The sequence below is a fragment of the Streptomyces cellostaticus genome (assembly GCF_001513965.1).
In the GTDB taxonomy this organism is placed as follows: Bacteria; Actinomycetota; Actinomycetes; order Streptomycetales; family Streptomycetaceae; genus Streptomyces; species Streptomyces cellostaticus.
In genome coordinates, this window is record NZ_KQ948052.1 from 22,590 (window position 1) to 44,929 (window position 22,340).

Consider the following 22,340-nt stretch of genomic DNA (forward strand, 5'->3'; position numbering starts at 1 on the left):
TGGACCGGCACGGCTCCTGCTGGGGATCATCGGTGACGCGGTTGCCTGTCTCGTCTGAGGTGGTCTGTAAGTGGTGGCCGGGGGCTCGCCCGCCGACCACCGGTATCGCTCATTCAGGGGAAGGGTTGTCGCTGCCCCGGGGCTATACGCGCTGGGGGTGGCCGAACAGCAGGGCGTAGCCCGCCGGGAGCTGGAGCAGGATGCGGCGGGTGAGCTCTTCGCCCGCGGTGTCCGCGGCCACGCTGAGGACAGCGCTCACGTCCCACGCCGCGGTCTGTTCGGTTGCTCCCCCGATCCATGCCGCGGTGGCACTCACGAACCGCTCGGGGGAGAGCGACTCATGCGCCTGGAGCGGATTGAGCAGGATGAGCGCCCATTCCTCCGGCAGCCGGGCAGCCAGTTCCGCCCGTACCTCGCTCACCAAGTGCGCGCCCAGCAGCGCCAGCACCGGTGCGAGCCGCCCGCTCGGCTTCCTCGGTGGTCCCGTACGCGCCGCGTTCCTCGACCTGATCCAGGAACACCTCCCATCTCATGGCCATCGCTGCTCCCTTGCGCGTGTGGTGGCGAGCCGAGGACGGGGCGGCTGCAGGGGAGGTCGTCTACCCGTCCTCCGGGGCGGCTGGGAGGGGACTTCAGCCGCTGATCTCCTTGTGCGCGGAGCCGCCACCGATGGCGATCTTGCGGGGCTTGGCGCGCTCGGCGATCGGGATCCGCAGGGTCAGCACACCCGCGTCGTAGTCCGCCCTGATGTGCTCGGTGTCCAGGGTGTCGGCCAGCACGACCTGGCGGGAGAAGACGCCCAGAGGCCGCTCGGAGAGCTCCATCTGCACGTCGTCCGCCTTGGTGACGGGCCGACGCTCGGCCCTGACGGTCAGCATGTTCCGCTCGACGTCGATGTCGATCGCGTCCGGGGAGACGCCGGGCAGGTCGACGGCGATCACGTACACCTCGCCCTCACGGTAGGCGTCCATCGGCATCGCCGACGGCCGCGACCAGGTGCCGGTCGTGTTCAGGAGCTGCTGAGTGAGTCGATCAAACTCACGGAACGGATCGGTGCGCATCAACATCGTGAAACACCTCCAGTGTTCAGGTCAGGCGCGTTGCTGCCAATGCGGTTCACCTGAACTTATTGTGACATGTCATCCAAGTGATGACATATAGGGCATCGTCGAGATGACGACACCACCGGTTTGGAGGCTCCATGGCCGTTGACGATCAGCCGACCCCCCGCGCCCGCGGTCTCACCCCCACGTCCTTCCTCGCAGCCGCCGCGGCGCTGAACACGATCCACGAGGCCCTGCGCACCGCCCGGACATCGCGGGACGGGGACCACTCCGAGCCCGTCCAGGCCAGCTCGGAGCAGGCACTCGCCGCGCTCCTGCTGCTCCGCGAAGCGCGCGATCAGCTCGCCGAGTGGGAACCGGGCCTGATCGAAGCGGCCCGGGAGGCGGGCGCCAGCTGGGCCGACCTCGCCCACCCCCTCGGCGTCTCCAGCCGCCAGGCCGCCGAACGCCGCTACCTGCGCGTACGCCCCGGAAACCCGGGGTCCACGGGCGAGCAGCGAGTACGGGCCACCCGCGACCGCCGTGCCGCCAACCGCACCGTCACCACCTGGGCCCGTGCCAACGCCGCGGACCTGCGCCAGCTCGCCGGCCAGATCACCGCGCTCACCGACCTCCCCGCCGCCGCCCGCACCCCACTCGCCGAGCTCACCGCCGCCCTCGCCGACAACGACGCCGCCGCCCTCGTCGGCCCCCTGACGGTCACGCACCCGTATCTGGCGTCCGACCACCCCGACCTCGCGACGCGCGTCGATGACGTCGCCCGCCACACCGACGGGCTCCGTCGGCACAGCGGCGCCCAGCGCCGGAACCGAGCCTGATCTCCACGACGTCAGGATCTTTGACCACCGACGAGAAGGTCATCACCGACCTGCCTTACCGAGTTGAGCTCGCCACCGACAGCTGGGAGTCCGTCGTCGAGGAAGGCAAGAAGCTCACGGACAAGAAGATCGACAGTGACCCGATACTCTCCTGGACGCTGCGCCGGCCCACAGGTACTCCGAGGCCCGCGTCACTAGGCTGACCCGGCGGGATGCACACGGTGAACAGGGAGACCATGACGTACCGCATCGACAGCATCGAACAGCTCCTGAGCGAAGGCGTCCGCGACAAGGTCCACCCAGGCGCCGTGTGGGCCGTAGGTGACACTGCCGACATCCACGCCTCCGGCTCCACCGGAGTGCTCGACCCCAACGACCCAGGCGCACCGATGCGGCCCGACACCATTTTCGATGCCGCCAGCCTGACAAAGATTCTCGCGGTGTGGGCCTCGATCGGTGCCTTCTGGGAGGAAGGCAGGCTCGACCTCGACACCCCGCTCGGCACCTTCTGGTCCGAAGTCGACGGCCACCCGCTCGGGGTCGTGACTGCCCGCCAGCTGCTGACCCACACCGACGCCCCTATAACGGGGGGGCGGTAGACGCCGTCCTGACCAGGTTGAAGACCTCGCGGGCGGCATATCGCTTGAGGCATCGGATGATCTCACGCCGAGTCTTGCCCTCCTGAGTGCGGCGTTCGTAGTACGCCTGGGTGCGGGGGTCGACGCGCAGCCGGGTGAAGACGATGCGGTGCAGAGCGGCATTCGCCTGCCGGTCGCCACCATGGTTGAGCCGCCGTGAACTCCGACCGCCCGAGGAGTACTCGATGGGGCTGACTCCGCACAGCGCGGCGAAAGACGCCTCGGTGCTCAGCCGCTCGGGATTGTCGCCCATGGTGATCAGGAGCGTGACAGCGGAGTCCGGGCCAATACCCACCGGCGCAAGCAGCTGCAGGGCATAGCGCTCAACGAGCCCGGTCAGTCGCTGATTCAGCTCATCGATCTGCCCGGTGAGCTGCTCGATGCGCTGAGCTCAGCGTCATCAGAGTGGCCTCGGCTACAGGGTCCTCATCGCTCCCGCCCGGCCTCGCCCTCGCGCGGACTGAGGCGTGCGCAGGTGCGGAACAGTTCGCGGTTGCCCAGGCCGGACAGCCGTTCCCGCACGGCCGGGTCGGCTACGACCAGGACGGCCTTGAGCTGGTTGATCGCCGGGGTGCGGGCCTTGACCGCGGAATCCTTGGCGAGCTTGAACATCCGAGCACTCTGCACCGGACCGTCGCCAGTCTTCGCCCGCGCCTGGGCGCGACCACTGAGCACGGCCCGCGCAGCAGCCTGCGCGTCGAGCGGGTCCGACTTCCCGAGCGGTCGGGCCGGTTCACCTCGAACACCACGACATGCTGCGCCAGCAGGTAGCGCCACAGACCCGCACCGAAGGTACCGGTCCCCTCCACCCCGGCCCGCCGCACCGCCCCTGACTTGCGGGCCCAGGCGAGCAGCCGACGGTAGCCGACCGCCGTGGCCGGAAAGGACTTGGTGCCCAGGATCTGACCCAGCGGGCAGACCACCGCGGCGACATGAACCTCGCCGTGCGTGTCCACGCCCAGGACGACCTCGCCCCAAGCGGGCGGGCCCGTGCTGGTGGAAGAGGTGCTGCGCTGTCTGGTCGTCATGGCGGTCTGCCTCCCGCGTGGTGATGTGCTGGGTGGCCGGCACCTGCCGGTCGGGCGGTCTGAACCGTGATGGCGCCTGAAAGACGGCAAGGCCCCTATTGGGACACGCCCTGTGGCTCGGTGACAGCAGGCACCACCCACAACGGCAATCGACATGTCCGCGACAAGACACTTCGGTCAAAGGTGTCATGAGTCAGACCCCCGCCCCGAACGGTGCTACGCAACCGTCCCACCGTCTGCAGCGCAACCGCATGCCCCGACCGCTCCCGGGAGACTTCGTCCGAACCGGCACTGAACCTGCTCTGGACGGGACAACGATGAGTTGACTCCTCGTCCACCCGTGACCGGCATTGACGGACAGCCAAGCGGCGCGCCACACCGGCTGTCCGGTTCGCACCCAGGAGCGGCCGTCAGCCGAGCAGGGAACGATCAGATCTCCCAGGCTGGAACGCTGGCACCGGTCGGGCGTTCGGATTCTGCCCACAGCCTTGTCAGCTACTGCCGACGCATCACGACTCAGTTCACGCAGACGCCCGCCGTGACGCCGCATTCAGAACGGTGCCGTTCCCGGAAAGCCCAGGTGGTCTTGCGCCCAACGGCGGCGCGCCTGTCGGAAACGGCAGACTGCTCGCAACGAACTGGTTCAGGATGTCGTCGCGATCCATGAACATGATCTGGCTCCGCTTCCCCGCGTCCAAAGCGTTGCCCGGCCAGTTGCGTGCAGCCTTGGCGACCACAACTGATCGCGAAGGATGACATCATGTGCCGCCCTCAGGACTCGCCAACGGCGCCAGCAAATGACGGCGCCTTGGTCCCAAACTACCGGACGGGGACCGGCGCGCTCCCATGGTGGGCCGACGAGCGAGCCAGACCGGTGCGTGCGAGCGCGACCAACCCTCTCTCCGTCCGAACTAGCTTTTACGTGGTCGCTGGGCAGTTGCCGGGTCGGCGGGTGGCTGAGCAAATGCAGACGCCGACCAACTCATCTCACGTCTCAGGGAACTGTGAAGAGCAGAACGGCGTTTTGGCCGCCGAACCCGCAAGACGACGTGACCGCGGACGTCATCTGGGTAGGACGAGGCACTCCGGCAACAATATCCAGTTCGAATCCGCTGTCCTGGCGGGTGAAATTGGCTGTCGGCGGGATCGTCTGGTGATGCAAAGACAGGATCGTGTATGCAGCTTCGATGGCGCCGGCCGCGCCCAGAGTGTGGCCGATGACCCCCTTGGGGGCGGTGACAGGCGGGGGATGGCCTGCGAAGACGCGGTGCAGAGCCATCGCCTCGGCTGCGTCGTTGAGACGTGTGGAGGTTCCGTGAGCGTTCACGTGCCCGATTTCGGAGGGACTGCAGGCTGCGTCCCGCAGTGCTGCGAGCATCGCGGTGGCGACCCCGCGGCCCTCAGGTTCCGGCGCGATGGGGTGGTAGGCGTCACACGTGGCTCCGTAGCCGCGCAGCAGAGCCAGGACTCGAGCCTTCCGAGCTCGGGCGTCGGCATGACGTTCCAGTACCAGGACGGCCGCGCCTTCGGCAACGACGAATCCGTCTCGGTGGGCGTCGAAGGGACGGCTGGCCAGGTGCGGCTCGTCGCGGCGGCGCGAAAGTGCCTGCATGCGGATGAAGCACGTGGCGTTCATGGGTGCGCGTCCCGACTCGCTGCCGCCGGCCAGCACGATGTCGCAGGTCCCCGAACGCAGGAGGTCCCGGGCGACGCCGATGGCCGTTGCTCCGGAGGCGCACGCGCTGGATGTGATGAAGTTGGGGCCGCTCGCCCCGAGGTCTATAGCGACCTCGGCCGCGACCATACTGGGCACGCTGCGCGGCAGAGCGAGTGGCGAGACCCGCTCAGGTCGTCCAGCTTCCAGGTGGCCGAACTCGGTCACGTACGTGTGAAGACTGTTGGAGCTCACCCCGAGGATCACGCCGACTCTCCCGGCGTCCCAGCCGCGAGGGTCGAGACCTGCATGGGCGACTGCTCGCCTGGCCGCAGAAAGCGCGAAGTGCCCGGGAGGGTCCAGGCGCCGTGCCAAGCCTCGTCCCAGCTCTTCCTCCGCGCTGAGACCTGTCACCCGGCAGGAAAAGTCGACAGGCAACCCCGCCAGCTGCGGATCTGTCGTGGCCAGAGACCGGCCCGCACATAGTGTTGCCCAGTTCGCCTCGACAGTGGTTCCGGCCGGCGTGACAAGTCCCAGTCCAGTGACCGCGACGTCTGCAGCTGTCACCAGCAACTCCTCTCCTGGTGGATGACGTTCCAGACACACTCGTTCCCCTCTGCGCGAGTCGCGAGAAGGGCGCTTGGATGGAAAGCACCAGGGCGCCGATTGCCGTGGTATGTCGTCACGTGGCCGGCATGGGTGGTGTGAAATTGGAGGACCGCCTCGGCTCGGGAGGTGCCAGCATCCGGGCCGCCTCCCCCAGTGTGGCGTACGAGGACAGGCTCATGATCTGCTCCGGCAGAACCACTCCGAACGCAGCCTCAGCCGCTACCACCAGTTGCATGAGCGCAAGAGAATCCATGTCGAGCTCCATAAAGGTCGTCGACGGCGTTAGCTGATCCGGGCTCAACTCGAAGTGTTCGGTCAGGATCTGGACGAACTGATCAGGCAGCTCGCTGGAATTCGTGATCACGTTTTCTCCTTTGAAAGGGGCACGCTTCAGAAAGTCACGAGACGTGAGAGTGGAGGCAAACTCAGTGCGGTGGCGTTGTCGTCGACTGGTCGCTTGCGCAGGCCCAAGGAGGCTCCCCGAGCAAACCCAGGACACGGCTGAAGCCCGGGGCCCCGACAGACGGGTCAATCCCTCGCGCCCGCAGCGGACACGGTAGTTTCCGACTCCGCCGCAGCTGGACCAGCAAGAGCGCACAGTTCGTCAAACGCCGCGCTCCACATCTCGGGGAGGCTGTCTGCGCCCTTCAGAGTCCGGTCGACTGTGAAGCACACGTACGAGGTGCCGGCGTAGCGTGAGATCGCGACAGCGACGCGGTGGCCCGCCGGCAGGAAGACGATGGGGAGGATCTGTTGCACGCTGCGGCCCAGCACGCACAGCGGGACGGGAGGCCCGGCCACGGTGGTCACGAGGAGGGTGTTTACGTTCGGGCGGAGGTTCCGCTGCAAGCCCCAGGAGAGAATGGGGTCTGGCAGTAGCTGCAGCAGGGACGGCAACAACGCGTGCGTGGCCAACCGCTTGGCCGTGCGGCTGCGCTGAGCGATTTCGTTGAGCCGAACCCGAACATCGGGTTCGTCAATCGGCAGACCGATCCGGGAGCTGACGATCCTGTTGCCATGCGTGTCGCGCTCGTTGGTGCGCCGGATGCTGATGGGCACCAGGGCTGTGACCTGCCCGTCCGGTCGCAGCCCGTATCCCGCGTACCAGTCACGAAGGGCTCCGGTCAGGGCCGCGAGGATGACGTCGTTGGGTTGCGCGCCCAAGGCATGCGCACATGACACGAGCCTTCGATAGTCGGCCTGCGCCCAGACATACCTCATCCCGTCAGCGCCGGCGCGTGTGCCGGGAGTCAGCACACTGGCACGGGGTACTCCCAGCAGAGGTGCGACCAGCGCACGGACCGTGCGCGCCGAAGTGAGAATGGTGAGGCGGCTGATCCGCGCCGGACATTTGGGCATGCGGGCTGTTCGCGACGGTAGGCGGTCACGGTCACCAACCGGTACCGCGGGAGCCAAACCTGTCCCCGGGATGCTCGCCAGACGCGAGAGCAGCTGGATCCCACCGACTCCGTCGATCAGCAGGTGATCAAATCGAATGGCCAGGGCGAACCTCTGCGGTGCGTAGCCCACCATCCAAACGTCCCAGCCTTCATCAGGGAGGCGGGCTGAGTAGCACTCACCCAATACCTCTCCCAGCTGCGTTTCGTCCGGCGCCTCTGCCAGTGTCACCTGATGTCCGAGGATTCCAGCCGAACCCGGCCGCGAAGCGGTGGGCGCGTGATCGGTCAGGGTCGACACCAGGTCAAGCAGCTCAGCACGGGTGGGATGTTCGCCCTCGCACAGGAATACAAAACCGATAGCCGTGGAGGCGTCTGGATTGCGCCGCTGATAGGCCCTCCAACCTGAAGCGAGGTGGTCGCCCCTAACTGCTGGCTTGCCCCATGGAACCTTCATCGAAGTCACCTCTCGGAGTGGCGGGCAGAAGTACCCTTTGAAGCCAACGAGCCTTCACGGAGTGGGGTACGCGCAGGAGGCTTCACATGTCGCTGATTCACGGTTCGGGCCTGAAAATGGACACTGTTTGGTCTGGTGTCCCAGGGTGCGGCTTCCAGGCCCAACTACCGCCGTCGTCCACGCCGATGGAGATTGAGCTGTCGCCAAGTTGTCCGGTCACTGGAGTTCCCAGATGTCGCTGGGCAGTTCGACCAGGTAGTTGATCATGTGGCGCAGGGCGGTCTCGCTCGATGGGATGGTGGGGGCTGCGGGGCCGGCGGGGATGCGCCCCAGAGAGGTGGGGAAGGGGTCGACGTCGTTGTAGGCGGACATCAGGTTGGCGGCGCGCTGGATGACGCTGGGCGCGGCGGAGGTTGAGCTGCGGGCGAGGACAGCGTTGATGACCGTGTCGGCGACGGCGGGATCGATGAGACGGGTACGGAAGACCGCCTGGTCGATGTCGCGGAGTTCTTCGTCATTCTGGGCGCGGGCGGCGGAGGCATCGCTGGCGATGTCGATGATGCGTTCCATCGGCAGGGCGGCAGGGCCCGCGGTGATCCAGTGGTCGCCGCGGGCGCTGTGGTCACGGGCGAGCGCGGCGAGTGCGGCGGCGACGGTGTCCCGGGGGACGAGGTCGACATGGGTTCCGGGGGTGCAGGGCAGAAAGGGCATCTGGCCGGAAAGGGCGATGCCGAGCAGGTAGTGGAATGCCTGGAGGCGGGGGACTTCCCCCGAGTGGGAGTCACCGATCACGGTGGAGATCCGGGCGATGCAGCTGGGCAGGCCGGACTCGCGCACCAGTGTCTCGCCGGCGGCTTTGGAGGCCGCGTAGGCGCCGAAGGGGGTGTGGTCGCCTGCGCGGGAGATGAAGGCAGTGGATCCGTGCACGAGGTGGGCGCTGGCGTCCTCGGCGAAGCGCAGGACGTGGCCGGTTCCGACGACGTTGACCCGGTGCAGGTGCTCGGGCGTGATCGAGAAGTTCACGCTCGCCGCGCAGTGCACGACGGCGTCGACTCTGGCTGCGAGGTCGCGGTAGTCGGCCGGGGGGAGGCCGAGCCAGGGCCGGGTTACGTCGCCACGTACGGAGGCCGTGCCGACCGGCTTGTGGTGGGTGAGCGCGATGGCATCGTCCAGCTCGCGCAGCAGCGCGGAGCCGACGATGCCGGAGGCTCCGGTGACCAGGATCATGAGGTCCTCACGGTGGCGGAGTCGTCGTCCCAGCTGACGTTGTCGAGGGCGGTAACTTCTACGGTGCGCGGGTGGACGCCGGTTGTCCGGGCGATGTGTTCCTTCAGGGCGATATGCGGAAGCCAGTCCACGGCGCGGGTGCCGACGGGCAGGCCGTAGAGGGCGTTGGCAGTTCCGGTCAGGACGTCGATCCGCTCCACGTCGCTCCTTCGCAGCACGCCGTCCGAACCTGTCAGCAGCAGGCGGGAGTCGGGTTCGCCGTCACGCAGGTAGGCGCGGCGCTCTGGGCCGGAGACCTCGGCCAGGGAGCCGGCCGGGATGAGCATGTCGACGATCTGGAAGGAGACCAGCACCCGCTCGTCCCGGCACAGTTGGACGTCGACCGCGACGAGATCGTCCCGCAGCACACCGGCGAACCTGGCTTCCACCTCGATCTCGCCGCAGTCCGGCAGGGAGGCGAACACGGCGAGCTGGGTGAGCTGGTGCGGGAAGGCCATTCGGCCGGGCCCGATGGCCGGTTCCCACCGCTGCAGCTCGTTGTGCGGGATGACGTGCAGTGCGGCGTCCAGCAGCCCTTGGTGCAGCGTGCCGGGCGGCACCGAGCCGCGCCCTGTGTCGAGGAGGCCGCTGGATCCGGTGGAGCCCATGCGCAGCGCGGTCAGGTACTGGAAGCTCCGGCCGTGGAAGAGGTCGGCGGCCTCGTAGGGGTCCGGTGCATCCACGAGATCTGGCAGGGGGGTGAAGCGTTCGGGTCGGGTTGGTGGTTCGAAGCCGACCCTTGCGGCGGCTACCGGTGTGAACCTGGAGAGTGCACCGGCCTCGTGCCATACCGCGAGCTGCGCCGTGTCCCCCGCGCAGGTCATGCGTAGCCGGGTGGGGCCGGTGACTGGCAGCCACCGCTGCACGCGCAGGTCGTGCAGTACGCGGACCGGCCGCCCGGCGTGGTCACTGGCTGCTCGGGCGAGGAGGTCGGCTGTGGACATCAGCGGTACGGCCGGTACCGTCCAGGTGGGGCAGTGGTCCGCCAGCCAGGTGTCCGAGTGGGGGTCGAGCACGGTGTCGACGGTGGAGGGTGAGTCCGGTGCGCCGGGGACCGCGCGTACCCTCAGGCGAGGGACGTGGTAGGCCCTGCGGCCGTCCACCCAGAGCCATGCCTCGGCCTCGGCATGCCCGCTCTGGGGGCTCAACTCGACGTCCAGCACGTCCATCTCGACGGTGACGAGCGCGTCGGCCGGTACGACCTGGCCGCGGTACGTCCACGAGGCCGGCAGGACGGGCTCGAACCGGAACCCGTCGCCGACACCGCGCTCGACCAGGTAGTAGCACAGGAGCTGGCACATCGCCTCGATGCCGAGTGAGCCGGGCTGTACGGGGTCGTTGAAGAAGTGCGCCTTGAAGTACCAGGCGTCGGCCCGCACGTCGCATTCGGCACGGAGCCGTCCGAGTCCGGCGGGGCCGCCGTCGGGCCAGTACCCGGTGATCCGGTCGAGCATCAGCAGCATCGGGCCGGGCAGGCGGGCGGAGTGTCCGAAGAACCGCGCGGGCCGGGACCGGAGGTCGGTGACGGGGCGGTCACAGGGCTGGGCCAGTCGGGTGCGGTCGGCGTCCGTCACTGGCAGGCCGGTTTGGGACGTCAACTGGGCTGGGGACGTCAGGGCGAAGACTGCTGTGCCCTCCAGCACGGGAACGCCGTCTGCCTCGCAGCGGATCCGGAACGTCTCCACCACTGTGCCGTCCCAGCGGTCCAGTCCGACGAACTCTACAGCGGTGCTCAACGACCGTACGTCCGGAGGCACTTCGCGGGTGGTTGTCAGGTGGCCGTCGAGGTTGCGGATCCGCAGCTGCGCGTCGGTCGTCCGGGCTGCAAGGTAGGCTGCGAGAAGGCCACAGGGCTGCAGCGCGGCCTCCATCAGTGCCGCGGCTGGGAGCGTTCCGCTCTGCTCGCGGAACCACACCTGCTCGGGCACGTCGTACTCGGCGACCAGGCGGCTGCCGGGCCGGGGGGCGCCCAAGGTGGCGGACGCCTCGGTCACCCGGGTGATGAACAGGTACGGCGGTCCCGGCAGCCGGAAGGCGTCGTCACTCGTGCCCGGGAAGATCTCGTTCACCGGTCCCCACGCGCATGCGAGCATCGCCGCGTGGTCGTACCGGACCGAGCCCACGGTCGTGGCGGCCGGATCGTCGTGGCCTCGCAGGCCGGCAAGCACGCGGGGCGGTACTGGATTGCCGGTGCGCTGGACGGTGGCTGGGCCGAGGAGCCGCCAGTGCGTCAAGGGCGTGTCCGGTACGAGATGGACCGCGAGCCCTTCGGCCCGCATGACCACCCGGTTGTCGATCGTGCAGACTGCATCCGCGTGTACGGTCCTGTCCGTCATCGACCGGATCGTGATGTGGTAGCGGGGCGCTCCGTACGGGGCGTTGACGAGGAACCGGACACGGGCGGGCTCGTCCGGCTGCGGCTCGAACCGCCAGCCGTCGCGGTGGACCGTGCACCCGGTCGCGGCGAGTTGGAACGACAGCGCTTGGAAGCAGCCTTCGAGCAAGCCTGCAGGTGTCCGCCATGCCTCCGGAAGGATGCGTCCAGTCGCGACGATCCCCTTCGAGGGGGCGAACGCGGTGATCTCGTGCAGCAGGAGTGTGCGGCGTGAACCGAGACCGGGGCTGCGGACATGGGCGCGCGTCAGCTCCCATTTGGTGCCGGTGAAGCAGTCGGCTGGGCGGCCCTCGGCGAACGCCGTCACCTCGCCGGTGCCGAATCCAGCGCCCGTGTGCTCGGTCGGCAGGCCGTGACCCAGGTCCTCCGACTCAGTGCCGCGCAGCGACAGCCGACCGTCGACCTCGCCCCGGAAGGTGCGCCCGCTGAAGGTCAGCGAGCTCAGCACCTGCTCACCCGGCGCGGGGAGCCCTCTGTGGAAGGCGAGTTCGCAGTCGAGCACGCCGTCGCGCTGCGGCAGCAGCTCCAGCAGTTCGTGCACCACGGCTCCGGCCGTCATCCGGCCTGCCCGGTCGAGGTACCAGCCGCCGAGGTCGACAACGGTGTGAGCGGTGCGCGCAGGTTTGCCGGCCGGTTCGGGGCGTCCCAGGTGAAAGTCCCCCTGAGTGGCGAGGAAGCGCTCGTGGAGGTCGGTGGCCAGCCGCAGCTGTTCGGTGATCAAGCCTGCGACGCCGGCCAGGGCTGGGGCCGGCCGATGGGACATCGGGGGCCGGGGCATGACCTCGACGTCGGTCACGTCATCCACGGGCCACCACCCGCAGCCGCGCCAGGGCACGCCCGGCGGTGATCAGCACGCGCGGATCGTCCGCCGTCATGGTCAGTTCCTCGGCGAAGGAGCGTGCCCCGGCCTGGAGCGGGATGAGGTCGACGCCGCCGAACCGGAACACCTCGGCCAGCTCGGGGGTGACCATGCCTGCCTCCCATGGTCCCCACAGCAGCGAGCGGACGACCGCCCCGGGGCGGGTTGCCTGCTCGGCGGCGAGCACATGGTTGACGGTTTCGTTGGCCATCGCGTAGTCGCACTGTCCCGCGTTCCCGGTCGCGGCGACGACCGACGAGAACGCGCACAGCAGCCGCAGCGGGTCCTCGCGGGTGGCGGACAGCAGTGCCCGCAGACCGTCGACCTTGGTCCTGAACACGGCGTCGAACTGCTCCTCGGTCTTGTCCTCCACCCGCCGGTCGGCCAGCACCCCGGCCGCGTGCACGACACCGGTGATCGGCCCCCACTGCGTCCGGACGTCCGCGAGCGCCGCCCGTACGGCGTTCTCGTCCCGAACATCGGCGTGCAGGTAGCGGGCCTGGTCCAATCCGTCCACCTCGCGGCTCGGGCCGCGGCCGAGGAGGACGAAGCGTGCGCGGTGGCGGGACTCGAGCGCGCGCAATGCCGCTGCCGTGACTGCCCCGGTCCCACCTGACACGACGATCACCGGGTCCTCCCCGAGAGCATCGGCGGCGGACGGCCCCGGTACGTGATGCGGGAGTTCGGCGAGGTCCAGCGTCCACCGCGCTCCGTCAGCAGCGAGCCCGACGTCCAGGTCGGGGCCTCCAGTCAGGAGTTCGTCGACGATGGCGGCGGCTACCTCGGCCGCCGTCCGGTCTCCGCGCCGGCAGTCGATGGCCTTGACCGCAGCGAGCGGCCATTCCCAGCGGACCGTACGGGCGAGCGCGGCCAAGCCGCCGAGCCAGGGCTGTTGCGCGTCGTGGTGGCCGAACCCACCGCCGGTGTCCTGCACGGTGACGAAGACGCCGCCTTCGGAACGCAGCCTCGGCCCGATTGCCTGCGCTGCCCGGAACGCGTCCCGTTGAACGGCCAGGGCGTCGTCGATGGACGTGACGTCGGCGAGTCCGCCCAGGAACAGCAGGCCGGCGGCCTCCGTCCCGGCAAGGTCGGCCGTGGTGCCCACCTCTGCATGGATGCCACGCTCGGAGAGCAGCCGTACGGCCTCCTTGGCGACCCCGGTGCCATCATCGGTGACCAGCAAGGTCCCAAGTCCCCGCATGGGTGAGCCCGGTGCGGGCGTGCGCTGCAAGGTCGGGACATGCCGGCGGATCGTCTGCTCAGGAACGGCAGAGGTGAGCGGAACGGGTGCGTCCAGCAGGGCACGCAGACGGTCGGCGATCTCACCGACCGTACGCAACGTCAGAAGCGGGGCGAGCTGAGCCCGGTCCACGGCTTCCAACTGCGGGAACATCGGGCGCAGCGCCGCGAGGACCTGGGTGCGGGTGATCGAGTCCAGGCCGAGGTCGGCCTCCAGTTCCATGTGCGGCGCCAGGATCTCCACCGGGTACCCGGTCTTCTCGGCCACGGTGGCCAGCACCGCAGCCTCCAGATCATCGACGCTGCACACCGGGACGGGGGCCGGGGGCGTGATCACGGCAGGGGCCGAGGCGGCGAGCGGCGCGGGCGGTGGGGCGGCGGGCCGGTGGAGCGGTTCGGCTGGGGCGGTCGGCCTGACGATGTGGTCCGCAGTGCCCTCCAGCGCCGTCAGCGCGTCGATCGACTTCTCGGCCATGCTCAGATAGGCCGCGTGGGCGCGTGCGATCTCCTGCTGGGCTTCCGCGACCGCGCGCAGCGTATCGCCGCCCAACGCAGCGGAGGTGGACAGCACCGGTGCCGGTGTCGCCGGCGAGTGCTCCGCGTTGGGCGGGTAGCGCCTGCCGTGGTTGCCCCCGCTGATCAGCATGGGCATTGCCGGTCGCGCCGGCTCGGGCCGGGCGGGACCGTGCCAGAGCCCGGCGAAGTCGAGCGGGACACCAAGCGCGCAGAGGTGTCCGAGCGCGTCGAGCAGTCCGGTCACGCCGTTGCGGCTCGCGCGGTCGAGGGCGATCGCGTGGACGTCGGCGAGGGACTGCTTGACCAGGCCGGTCAACGCACCGCCCGGGCCCACCTCCAGGAAGATCCGCACCCCGTCGGTATGCATGGCCCGGAGCATGTCGGCGAAGCGGACCGGGGAGGCAGCATGGTCGGCGATCGCCCGCCGAATCTCGGCAGGCTCCACAGGGTGCACGGCTGCCGTGGTGTTCCCGTACACGTCCAACAGCGGTGCGCGCACGGTAGCCCCGGACAGGAACGCCCGCAGCGGCTCCGTCACCGACGCGACCAGGGGGCTGTGGAAGGCAGCCGAGGTGTCGAGCGCACTCACCGTCATTCCGGCTGCGGTGGCGTGCTTCTGTACCAGTGCCCCCGCCTCGGCGGTTGCGGCCACCACGACCTGGCGCGGAGCGTTGTGGTTGGCGATCCACACCTCAGCGAGGTCGTGGCGTGCAAGCAGCTCCGACACCTCGTCGACGTTGGCGTCCAGCGCGATCATGACACCGGAGGCCCCGCGCATCAGCTCGCCCCGGCACGCGGCCAGCCGCATCAGCGTGTCCTCGTCGAACGCGCGCGCCGCGTGCAGGGCCACCAGCTCGCCGAGACTGTGCCCGGCCACGCAGTCCGGCCGCACCCCCACCGCGTCGAGCACGGCCAACAGCGCGAGGCTGTGCGCGGCAATGGCCGGCTGCGCGGCGCCGGTATCGGTGAGCGCGCGCCGCTGCACCAGCCGCTCGGAGTCGGTGAACACCGGTGCGGGGAAGACGAGCGGGGACACCTCATGTCTGTTCCACACCGCGTGGGCCTGAGGAAAGTGCATCGCCAGGTCCGCTCCCATGCCGACGTACTGGGCGCCCTGACCGGGGAAGAGGAACGCGATCCGGCCCTGCGCGCGCCCGACGCCGTAGTGCACGCCCGAGGGCGTCGAGAACGGTTCTGTGCCGACCTGGCCGCGCGCCTGTTCCAGCTTCTGTGCGAGGTCCTCAGTGGACGAGGCGACCACTGCCAGCCGGTGCTCCTCTGTGCTGCGGAAGGTCTCCTGACTGCGCCGCGCGATTGCCGTCAGGCCGCCCGAAAGGTCGCGGGAGAAGAGCTCCAGCGGGGTGGCGGCGGACAACACCACCAGCTCGCACGGCCGTGCCTCGCAGCGCACCGAGCGGCGGGTCCTGGTCGCCGTGCCGGTGTACTCCTCAAGCGCGACATGGAAGTTCGAGCCGCCGAAGCCGAAGCTGGACACCGAGGCCCGCCGAGCGTGGTCGGCCGTGTGGATCCACGGCCGCGCCTGTGTATTGAGGTAGAAGGGGCTCTCCGCCAGCTTCAGTGCGGGATTCGACCGAGTGACCTTGATCGTCGGCGGCAGCACCCGGTGCCGCAACGCCAGGGTGGCTTTGAGCAGGCCGGCGGCGCCCGCCGCAGCCTTGGTGTGCCCGATCTGGGACTTGACGGACCCGAGTGCGCACCACTGGCGGTCGGCCCGTCCGCTCGCGTCGAACACCGAACGCAGGGCGTCGAGTTCGGCGGCGTCACCGACGGCCGTGCCAGTGCCGTGCGCCTCGACCAGGCCGACCGTCTCCGGTCCGTAGCCCGCAGCCTCGTACGCCCGGCGCAGCGCCCGCGCTTGCCCGGTGTCCAGCGGCGCATACACCGAGGTGCCGCTGCCGTCCGAGGAGGAGCCGATGCCGCGGATCACCGCGTGCACCGTGTCGCCGTCGCGTTCTGCGTCGGCGAGCCGCTTCAGGGCGAACAGCGCGATGCCCTCGCCCAGCATCGTGCCGTCCGCGTGCTCGTCGAACGGACGGCAGTCGCCGCTGGGTGACAGGGCCGGTGTCTTACTGAAGCACTGGAACGTCATCGGGTCGTTGAGCGTGTCCACGCCGCCGGTGATCACCAGGTCGGAGCGGCCGAGCAGCAGGTCGTCAACCGCGACCGACAGAGCAGCCAAGGAGCTCGCACACGCGGCGTCCACGGTGAAGTTGGCACCGTGCAGGTCGAAGCGGTTCGCGATCCGGCCCGCCACCACGTTGCTCAGCAGGCCGGGGAACGTCGCCTCCTGCCACGGCGTCGAGTAGTCCGCGATCCGGTCGCAGACCGCGTCCGCGTCCACCTCGGACAGCCCGCTGTCCAGCAGAGCCCGGCGCCACAACGGGCGCCCGGCCCGCCCGGCCATCTCACCGAGTAGCTGCAGCGAGGCACAGCCGATGAACACACCGACCCGCTCGCCGTCGACCTGGCCGAGCCCCGCGCCGGCCAGACCGCCCACCAGGCGCTCCGCGACGACCAGGGCCAGCAGCTGGGCGGTGTCGGTCGCTGACAGGTTTCGCGGCGGCACCCCCAAGGCCATCGGGTCGAACTCGACCTCCGGAAGGAACGCCCCGCGTCGCGCGTACGTCTTGTCCGGAGCCGCCGGATCGGGATCGTAGAAGTCCTCGATCAGCCAGCGATCGGCCGGCACGTCGGTCATGAGGTCGCGCCCCTCGATGACGTTGCGCCAGAAGGCGTCCACATCCGGAGCGCCCGGCATGATCGCGCTGGCACCCACGATCGCGATCCGGTGGTCCAAGCTCATCTCATTCCTCAAGCCAGTGGGCGGGGCCGGAAGTCGAAGACTTCGGCGGGAAGACGGACCCCGAGGGTGCGCAGCTGGTGCACGCGGGTCAGCACCGCGGCTCCCTGGAGCAGGTTGCGGGCGATCTGCGTGACCGAGCGCCGGCCGGGATCGGCCAGAAAGCTGCCGGCGACCCAGGTGTTGAAGGCCCCTGCGGCGGGGCCGCACCACAGCTGGTAGTCGATGCGCCGGTCAGGCGCGCCGTCGACCGCCCACGCAGCGGCACTGCCCAGGTACCAGCGGAAGGTCAGGGCCATCCGGTGCTTCGGGTCCGCATGCGCCCGGGTGACCTCGGCGGGGGCGCGCTGCGACCAGTACTCCTCGGTCAGCTTCCACACATCGTCCAGGGAGGCACCGAAGACCTCGCGCTCCAACGCTTGCAGGGTCCCCTTGGGGATCGATTCCAGCGAAGGGTGGGCGACGTACAGCTGGTGCAGCCGGGCTGCTCGGGCGGCGAACCTGGTTCCGCGTCGCAGGACCTGGACCTTGGCGCCGAGTTCGAACATGTCGGCCGCCGGCGCCATCGCCACGTCCGCCACCCCGGCCTGCGCGAGCATGGCCTTCGCCTCGTCGCTGATGGCAGCCTCGACCGACATCTGGTTCACCGAGCCCGTCACGACGTACGCCGCGCCGAGGGCGAATGCCGCCGCCACCGCGGCCGGATCGCCGAGCCCGCCTGCCGCACCCACCCGCACACCGGGGCTCTTGCGGCGGGCCAGCGCAAGGACCGCCGGCAGGACCGCAACCAGCGGCCGACCGTCGGTGTGCCCACCGCTGTCCGCCTCGACCGTGATGTCGTCCGCCACCGGCGTCCGGGCCGCCAAACGGCCCTCGTCCTCGGTGAGTTCACCGTCGTTCACCAGCCGGCGCAGCAGTTCCACCGGGGGCGGGGACAGGAACAGCTCGGCCGTCTCGGGCCGTGACACCTTGGCGAACAGCGCGGTCCTCCGGAAGATCCGGCCCGCTGCGTCGGCCCGCAGCCCGGAGGCCGAGCAGCGCACCACCGCAGGCGTGATGTCCATGAACGCCGACACCGAGATCTTCGGTACCCCAGCCCGCAGCAGGTGCGCCGCGACCTCGTTCTCCATCGCCGGATCATGCGGCTGGTGGATAAGGTTGACGCCCCAGTTGCGCCGCCCTGCCAGGCCGGTCCGTAACCGCTCCAGGTCCCGGTCGAGACGTGCCAGACCGAGCCCGGCCGCCCCGAAGAACGCCAGCATCTCCTCTCGCGCCATCGCCTCGACCATCTCGACGCCCGCGATGCCGTACGCCATCTCACCCGCGACGTAGGGGAAGCGCACCCCGTGAGCTTCGCCGAAGGACCGGTCGCCCAACCACTCCGGGTACATGGCCGGCACCACGCCGACAGCGGCCGGCCTCGGCCGCTCCGAGAGCCCCAGCGCACCGTCCCGCTCGCGAGCCACCAGATGCACTGGCCTGGCCACCCGCTGGGCGAGCTCGACCAGGCCGTCGCCGTTGAACACCCCCGCCATCGTGTCAGACACGGCCGAGCGCCAGATTGCCCGGCGCCCGGGGGTCCAAGCTCGTGATGAAGTCGGTGACCGCCATCAGCACCTCGGCGTAGCCGAGATAGCCGTCCGCATCGGCGTCCAGCACCTCCCACGCGTACTCGGCGTGGTTCCGGCCCACGCGCAGGACCTCCGTACCGAGACGAATCGCCTCATCCCTGGTGACCCGACCGTCATGGTCCTCGTCCGCCATCGCGAACGCGAGATTGGTGATCACACCGATGTACTGCAGCGTCTTGTCCGGTGTCTCCGCAACACTGTTGGCCATCACCACGACGAACTCCTCCGTACCCAGCTTCTTCGGGTCCGGCACCCACGCGGGCTTGACCACCAGCGCGTGCCAGATCCGGTTCACCGTCGTGACCATCTGCTGCGCCCGCGGCGAGTCCTCGGCGTGCCCGGTCAGCCGTGCCAGCCGGTGCGCGAACTGCATCGTGTCGGCGGGTGTCACCGCACCGTCGCCGTTGTCGTCCAGCACCTCGAACATCCACAGCTGCTTGCGCCGCAGGTACGGGTCCTGGGCCGCCGCCAGCCGTTCCGCAGCCGCAATGGTGACCGCCGCGTCCGGCCTGGGCGCGGCCACCGCTTCACCCGTCATCGCCACGGCGGGCACGGCACCGGCTGCCAGCCCCGCGGCGCCGCGCAGCACCGCCCTGCGGGGCGCATCCTTCGTCTCGTTGCCCTTCGGCGTCTCAGCTACCACGAGCCCCTCTGTTCACAGACATGATCGGCATTGCACGCCCGTTTGCGATCTCGTGCCAGGGAGGCTAACAGCGTCACCCGACCTGCCATGACCTGATATCACTCAATTTAGGTACCCAAAAGCCAAGTTGATGTACTGCGGTTCCCAACATGGTAGAAAGTGGGCCGTCCTGGGCGTTGCCCTTCCGCAACCCCCCATGGTGTGCGGGCTATTCGATGCTCTCGACGGCTTGGGAGCAACTGTCTGCTCTTGTCCCCAAGGAAGTTTCTGTGAAGCCGCTTCTCCGCCTGCTCGCCTCGCCGCTGCTGGACGTCCTGGCGGGACCGAACGGCATTGACCGCTACCTGGCAGCGGTCAACCCTCTGTGGTCGGTGTCCGAGACCCGGGCCCGGGTGTTGCAGATCCGGCACCAGACCCGGGACACAGTGACGCTGATCCTGCAACCCAACGCGAACTGGCTCGGCTTCCGTGCGGGCCAGCACGTCCGCCTCGGCGTCGAGGTGAACGGCGTGCGTCGCCACCGCTGCTTCTCTCCGGCTTCCTCAACTCACCAGCGCAACCGGCTGATCGAGATCTCCGCGACGGTCAACCCAGCCGGAGTGGTGTCGCAATACCTCAAGCACCGCGCCGAGCCGGGCGAGATCCTCACGATGTCGCCCGCGCAGGGCACGTTCGCCCTGCCTGTTCCGCGGCCGGAGCGACTGCTGATGATCAGCGCGGGAAGCGGCATCACCCCGGTGATGTCGATGCTGCGGACCCTGTGCGACGAGGACTACCCGGGCCGGGTCACCTTCCTGCACTACGCGCGTACCCAAGCGGACATGCTCTACCGGGACGAGCTCTACGACATCGCCAGGGATCACCCTGGCATCACGCTGGTGTGCGCGCACACCCGCCAACGCCGGGCAGGAGACCTGCACGGTCATCTGACAGAAGAACAACTGAACTCCATCGACGCCGATTTCACTGCGGCCGAGGCATATGTGTGCGGGCCACCGGGTTTGGTTGACACAGCCCGTGACATCTGGACAGCCCACGGCGTGGAGAATCGGCTGCATACCGAGACTTTCACCAGCGCCCTCACCATGACCGCTCCGGCCACGAAGGGCAGTGTGGTGCGCTTCGCCCGGAGTGGGATCTCCGCCACCGCCACCGGTGCCTCGCTCCTCGAACAGGCCGAGGCGAGCGGGCTGCGGCCACCCTTCGGCTGCCGCCGGGGCATCTGCTCCACATGCACCAGCCGCAAATTCTCCGGGGTCGTACGTCACGTGCTCACGGGCGAGGCGTCGCACACAGAAGAGGAGCAGATCCGACTGTGCGTCTCCGCGCCATCTGGCGACGTCACCCTGGATCTCTGACCTGGAGAGCGATGCGTACCTCCGACAAGCCCAACCCGCGACTCACCCTCGAACAACTCGACGCTCTGGCTCGCGACTTGGACGCCATCCGGGAAGCTGTCATTGCCGATCTCGGCACACGGGATGCCGCGCACATCCGCCGGATGATGCGCCTGCAAGGCCGCCTGGAACTCACCGGCCGCGCTCTGCTCTACCTGGGCTTCCTGCCGCCAGTGTGGCTGGCCGCCGTCGCCTGCCTGGCGATCTCCTCGCTGTTGAACAGAGAGGAGATCGGGCACAACGTCCTGCACGGCCAGTACGACTGGATGGGTGACCCTGCCCTCAACTCACAGACGTTCGAGTGGGGAAGTCTGGGCGCCTCCAAGGAGTGGCGTCACTCGCACAACTACGTCCATCACACCTTCACCAATGTGCTGGGCAAGGACCGCGACATCGGATACGGAATCATGCGGTTGAGTCGAGAACAGAAGTGGCACCCCTACTACCTTGGGAACCCGCTGTACGCAGCCCTGCTCATGCCGCTCTTGGACTGGGGATTCGCCTTTCACGACCTGGAGGTCGACCGGCTCGTCCGCCGTGAGCGGACTTGGTCGCAGAACCGGGAGATCCATCGGCGGCTGCGCCGCAAGATCGGCATCGACGTGCTGCGCGAGTACGTGCTCTTTCCCGCGCTCACCGGCCCGCTCTTCCTGTCCACGCTCGCCGCAAACGCGTGTGCGAAGGTGCTGCGTGATCTCTGGACCTCCGCAATCATCTTCTGCGGACACTTCCCTGACGGCGTCGCGACCTTCACCGAGGGCGAACTGGCCAATGAGACGCGGGGCCACTGGTACTACCGTCAGCTGCTCGGCACCGCGAACATCAGCGGAGGCAGGCTGTTCCAGATCATGAGCGGCCACCTCAGCCACCAGATCGAGCACCATCTCTTCCCTGACCTCCCATCCCCGCGCTACCCACAGATCGCGCCCCAAGTCCGCGCGGTCTGCGAGAAGTACGGCCTGCCGTACACCACCGGCCCGCTGCACCGGCAGCTCGGCAGCACATGGCGGAAGATCTTCAGACTCGCTCTCCCTGGCCGCACCCGGTCTCAGGCATACGGCACAGCGGCGTGAGGCGTGTGGCTCCCAGGACTCCCCGAACATCAACTGTGGCAGACCAGGCCAAGGAAGAACTGCGCGGCACCGGGCGCCTGCCTCGCCGCAGGCTGAGCGTGGACGAGCGGCGCGACCAGCTGATCGACACAGCACTGGAGCTGTTCAGCAAACGCCCGCCGGAGGAGGTGTCGATTGACGACATCGCCGCCGCTGCGGGGGCTTCGCGGCCGCTGGTCTACCGCTACTTTCCGGGCAAACAGGCGCTGTACGAGGAAGCGCTGCGGCGGGCCGGGCAGGAGCTCGCCCGGCGCCTCGAGGAGGACGAGCCGGGCGAGGAGTCAGCGTCGGAGCGACTGTACAAGATGGTGGGCCGTCAACTGGACTTCGTGGAGAACCACGGACCCGGCTTCGCCGCGCTGCTCCGCAGCGGATCGGTAGCAATCCCCGGCACCACCACGGCGATCGACGAGGTGCGGCAGGCCATGCAAGTCCAGGCCCTGCGACAGTTGGCCCTCACCGAGCCCAGCGCAGGCCTGCGGTGGGTAAGCCGAGCCTGGATCGCGAGCACCGAGATCGCGGCGCTGGACTGGCTGGCGGATCGCCGCATCCCCCGAGAGGAGCTGCAACTTCAGCTGGTCCAGCAGTTCATGGCCATGCTTGTACTGGCCGCTGCCTGGGAGCCCGAACTGGCACCGGAGCTGGTACGGATCCTCGCCGCCGAGAGGCCGGAGGGCCCGGCCGGGCAGTTGGTCCGGCAACTGGCGGGTCTGTTGACCACATCGCCGCCGGCTGACCGAACCCATGGGCCGCCATGAGCCGAGGCTGGCTGCTGCGCAGGAGTGAGCCTCTGCCA

14 protein-coding genes and 3 pseudogenes are annotated in these 22,340 nt (G+C 69.0%); 6 read left to right on the forward strand and 11 right to left on the reverse strand.

The window, feature by feature from the left end:
• Positions 1 to 142: 142 nt before the first annotated feature.
• Together AQI88_RS38355 and AQI88_RS38360 are read right to left on the reverse strand one after the other, a co-directional pair.
• Positions 143 to 539 (reverse strand): annotated as a pseudogene (locus tag AQI88_RS38355) (DUF2267 domain-containing protein).
• 93 nt (positions 540 to 632) lie between these two features.
• A complete protein-coding gene (locus tag AQI88_RS38360; protein ID WP_067009338.1) occupies positions 633 to 1,067 on the reverse strand; it encodes an Hsp20/alpha crystallin family protein in 435 nt (144 codons plus the stop codon).
• A 134-nt stretch (positions 1,068 to 1,201) separates the two neighbouring features.
• Here AQI88_RS38360 and AQI88_RS38365 point away from each other — a divergent pair, with 134 nt between their 5' ends.
• The 3 genes and pseudogenes from AQI88_RS38365 to AQI88_RS38375 form a co-directional block, all read left to right on the forward strand.
• Positions 1,202 to 1,882 carry a type III effector protein gene (locus tag AQI88_RS38365; protein ID WP_067009341.1) on the forward strand — a complete coding sequence of 227 codons (681 nt, stop codon included), beginning with the start codon at positions 1,202 to 1,204 and terminating at the stop codon, positions 1,880 to 1,882.
• 20 nt (positions 1,883 to 1,902) lie between these two features.
• Positions 1,903 to 2,085, forward strand: coding sequence for a hypothetical protein (locus tag AQI88_RS38370; RefSeq protein ID WP_067009343.1), 183 nt, complete (start codon positions 1,903 to 1,905; stop codon positions 2,083 to 2,085).
• Positions 2,086 to 2,118: 33 nt separating this feature from the next.
• Positions 2,119 to 2,454: pseudogene (locus tag AQI88_RS38375) on the forward strand (serine hydrolase domain-containing protein); the annotation flags it as partial.
• A 7-nt stretch (positions 2,455 to 2,461) separates the two neighbouring features.
• Here the strand turns inward: AQI88_RS38375 and AQI88_RS49195 are convergent.
• The 9 genes and pseudogenes from AQI88_RS49195 to AQI88_RS38420 all read right to left on the reverse strand — a co-directional run bounded on the left by AQI88_RS49195 (position 2,462) and on the right by AQI88_RS38420 (position 19,035).
• Positions 2,462 to 3,548 (reverse strand): annotated as a pseudogene (locus AQI88_RS49195) (IS110 family RNA-guided transposase).
• Between the two features lie 994 nt (positions 3,549 to 4,542).
• Positions 4,543 to 5,769: a beta-ketoacyl-[acyl-carrier-protein] synthase family protein gene (locus tag AQI88_RS38385; protein WP_067009349.1), complete on the reverse strand. Its 1,227-nt coding sequence runs from the start codon at positions 5,767 to 5,769 to the stop codon at positions 4,543 to 4,545.
• A 115-nt stretch (positions 5,770 to 5,884) separates the two neighbouring features.
• A complete protein-coding gene (locus AQI88_RS38390) occupies positions 5,885 to 6,175 on the reverse strand; it encodes an acyl carrier protein (protein WP_107118785.1) in 291 nt (96 codons plus the stop codon).
• A gap of 164 nt (positions 6,176 to 6,339) precedes the next feature.
• Positions 6,340 to 7,665 carry a WS/DGAT domain-containing protein gene (locus AQI88_RS44230; RefSeq protein ID WP_079058079.1) on the reverse strand — a complete coding sequence of 442 codons (1,326 nt, stop codon included), beginning with the start codon at positions 7,663 to 7,665 and terminating at the stop codon, positions 6,340 to 6,342.
• Positions 7,666 to 7,881: 216 nt separating this feature from the next.
• Positions 7,882 to 8,892, reverse strand: coding sequence for an SDR family oxidoreductase (locus AQI88_RS38400; protein WP_067009355.1), 1,011 nt, complete (start codon positions 8,890 to 8,892; stop codon positions 7,882 to 7,884).
• A complete protein-coding gene (locus tag AQI88_RS38405; protein WP_159050496.1) occupies positions 8,889 to 12,131 on the reverse strand; it encodes a hotdog family protein in 3,243 nt (1,080 codons plus the stop codon). Before AQI88_RS38405 ends, AQI88_RS38400 begins: the two co-directional genes overlap by 4 nt.
• A complete protein-coding gene (locus AQI88_RS38410) occupies positions 12,124 to 16,764 on the reverse strand; it encodes a type I polyketide synthase (RefSeq protein WP_167357510.1) in 4,641 nt (1,546 codons plus the stop codon). Before AQI88_RS38410 ends, AQI88_RS38405 begins: the two co-directional genes overlap by 8 nt.
• Before the next feature lie 8 nt (positions 16,765 to 16,772).
• Positions 16,773 to 18,296: a PfaD family polyunsaturated fatty acid/polyketide biosynthesis protein gene (locus tag AQI88_RS38415; RefSeq protein WP_067009361.1), complete on the reverse strand. Its 1,524-nt coding sequence runs from the start codon at positions 18,294 to 18,296 to the stop codon at positions 16,773 to 16,775.
• 4 nt (positions 18,297 to 18,300) lie between these two features.
• Positions 18,301 to 19,035: an EF-hand domain-containing protein gene (locus AQI88_RS38420; RefSeq protein ID WP_159050497.1), complete on the reverse strand. Its 735-nt coding sequence runs from the start codon at positions 19,033 to 19,035 to the stop codon at positions 18,301 to 18,303.
• A 215-nt stretch (positions 19,036 to 19,250) separates the two neighbouring features.
• On the opposite strand from AQI88_RS38420, the gene AQI88_RS38425 reads away from it, so the two are divergent.
• Genes AQI88_RS38425 through AQI88_RS38435 form a run of 3 tightly spaced genes read left to right on the forward strand, consistent with a single transcriptional unit; the run spans position 19,251 to position 22,302 of the window.
• Positions 19,251 to 20,393 carry a ferredoxin reductase gene (locus AQI88_RS38425; protein ID WP_244184532.1) on the forward strand — a complete coding sequence of 381 codons (1,143 nt, stop codon included), beginning with the start codon at positions 19,251 to 19,253 and terminating at the stop codon, positions 20,391 to 20,393.
• An 11-nt stretch (positions 20,394 to 20,404) separates the two neighbouring features.
• Entirely contained in the window at positions 20,405 to 21,505 is a 1,101-nt protein-coding gene (locus AQI88_RS38430; RefSeq protein ID WP_067009371.1) for a fatty acid desaturase family protein, read from the forward strand.
• Positions 21,506 to 21,540: 35 nt separating this feature from the next.
• Complete coding sequence (locus AQI88_RS38435) at positions 21,541 to 22,302, forward strand: TetR/AcrR family transcriptional regulator (RefSeq protein WP_244184534.1); 762 nt, start codon at positions 21,541 to 21,543, stop codon at positions 22,300 to 22,302.
• The last annotated feature ends 38 nt before the right edge of the window (positions 22,303 to 22,340 follow it).

Excerpts from the sequence above, each read along its gene's own strand:
- AQI88_RS38425 (WP_244184532.1), top strand. The coding sequence starts at position 19,251 with ATGCTCTCGACGGCTTGGGAGCAACTGTCTGCTCTTGTCCCCAAGGAA.
- AQI88_RS38430 (WP_067009371.1), top strand. The coding sequence starts at position 20,405 with ATGCGTACCTCCGACAAGCCCAACCCGCGACTCACCCTCGAACAACTC.
- AQI88_RS38400 (WP_067009355.1), bottom strand. The coding sequence starts at position 8,892 with ATGATCCTGGTCACCGGAGCCTCCGGCATCGTCGGCTCCGCGCTGCTG.
- AQI88_RS44230 (WP_079058079.1), bottom strand. The coding sequence starts at position 7,665 with ATGAAGGTTCCATGGGGCAAGCCAGCAGTTAGGGGCGACCACCTCGCT.
- AQI88_RS38415 (WP_067009361.1), bottom strand. The coding sequence starts at position 18,296 with ATGGCGGGGGTGTTCAACGGCGACGGCCTGGTCGAGCTCGCCCAGCGG.
- AQI88_RS38365 (WP_067009341.1), top strand. The coding sequence starts at position 1,202 with ATGGCCGTTGACGATCAGCCGACCCCCCGCGCCCGCGGTCTCACCCCC.
- AQI88_RS38410 (WP_167357510.1), bottom strand. The coding sequence starts at position 16,764 with ATGAGCTTGGACCACCGGATCGCGATCGTGGGTGCCAGCGCGATCATG.
- AQI88_RS38360 (WP_067009338.1), bottom strand. The coding sequence starts at position 1,067 with ATGTTGATGCGCACCGATCCGTTCCGTGAGTTTGATCGACTCACTCAG.